General features: G+C 61.5%; 1 protein-coding gene and 1 pseudogene. Both read right to left on the bottom strand.

Features of this window, described 5'->3' with window-relative positions:
* Positions 1 to 34 precede the first annotated feature (34 nt).
* Positions 35 to 1,174: an ABC transporter ATP-binding protein gene (locus tag EN781_RS32495; RefSeq protein ID WP_126056452.1), complete on the bottom strand. Its 1,140-nt coding sequence runs from the start codon at positions 1,172 to 1,174 to the stop codon at positions 35 to 37.
* Positions 1,175 to 1,213: 39 nt separating this feature from the next.
* Positions 1,214 to 1,430: pseudogene (locus EN781_RS34945) on the bottom strand (hypothetical protein); the annotation flags it as partial.

The following is a 1,430-nucleotide window of genomic DNA, read 5'->3' as shown; positions in this document are numbered from 1 at the left end:
TTGCGGCGGTCGCGGCGCTCGACATGATTGCCCCCTACCGCGTCAGCACGACGCCGGCGTCGGGCCGGAAGGAGACCCAGGCGCGGTCGTGCCAGGTCAGCGGGTCCTCGGTGATGCGCGAGGCGTTCAAGGCGCTCGCCCGCACCATCTGGCCGTCGTCGAGCCTGACGTGATAGACGGTCATGTCGCCGAGATAGGCGACGTCGTAGACTTCACCTTCGAGTGCGTTGACGGCATCGGCCGGCTTCTTCGACGAAACCTTGATCTTCTCCGGCCTTATGGCGAAGACGATGTCGGCGCCGGCGGCGGTATCGCCGCCATTCTCGACAACGATCTGGGCTCCGGTCAGCCCGGTGATGCGCGTCGTGTTCGCCGCCCGCTCGGCAACTTTGCCCTCGAACATGTTCACGTTGCCGACGAAATGCGCCACGAAGCGAGAGCTGGGGGCTTCATAGACTTCCGCCGGCGTCGCGACCTGCATGACCTCACCCTTGTCCATGATGGCAATGCGGTCGGCCATGGTCATCGCCTCTTCCTGGTCGTGGGTGACGACGACGAAGGTGAGGCCGAGTTCCTGCTGCAGGTCCATCAGTTCGAACTGCGTTTCCTCGCGCAGCTTCTTGTCCAGCGCGCCGAGCGGCTCGTCGAGCAGCAGAACCTTCGGGCGCTTGGCGACCGAGCGGGCGAGCGCGACACGCTGGCGCTGGCCGCCCGACAATTGGTGCGGCTTGCGCTTGGCGAACTGCTCGAGCTTGACCAGCTTCAGCATTTCGGCGACGCGCTTTTCGATGTCAGGGGCGGGCATGCCCTCCTGCTTGAGGCCGAAGGCGATGTTCTTCTCCACCGTCATATGCGGAAACAGCGCATAGGACTGAAACATCATGTTGACCGGCCGCCGGTAGGGCGGGATGCCGCGCAGGTCCTGGCCGTCGAGCAGGATACGCCCGGCGGTCGGCTCCTCGAAGCCGGCAAGCATCCTGAGCAGCGTCGACTTTCCACAGCCGGATGCGCCGAGCAGCGCGAAGAACTCGCGCTCGAAGATGGTCAGCGACAGGTTGTTGACGGCGGTGAAGTCACCGAACTTCTTGGTGACATTGTCGAATTGGATATAGGGCTTGGCGTTCGGATCATTCCATGGCGTGAAGTCCCTGCGGATGCTGCCAAGCGATTTCATTTCCCCACTCCGTCCTGTTTTTCGTCCCCCAGGAGTGGTTCAGCTCTTGATAGAACCGTCGAACCGCTCCGGATATTTCCCACGCAATTCCAGAGGGAAAACCGCTACGCGCTTTTTCCTGGAATTGCTCTTCTGTTCCTGCGCAATTCCGGACGGAAAACCGCTTCGCACTTTTCCTGGAATTGCTCTTCTGTTCCTACGCAATTCCGGACGGAAAACCGCTTCGCACTTTTCCTGGAATTGCTCTTCTGTTCCT

The sequence above is a fragment of the Mesorhizobium sp. M4A.F.Ca.ET.090.04.2.1 genome, from assembly GCF_003999085.1.
Classification (GTDB): Bacteria; Pseudomonadota; Alphaproteobacteria; order Rhizobiales; family Rhizobiaceae; genus Mesorhizobium.
Note: the sequence above shows the minus strand (reverse complement) of the source record. Positions and strands in the feature narration are given on the sequence as shown.

What these genes read in the sequence shown, in the direction of transcription:
- EN781_RS32495 (WP_126056452.1), bottom strand. Translation starts at nt 1,174, where the DNA reads ATGAAATCGCTTGGCAGCATCCGCAGGGACTTCACGCCATGGAATGAT.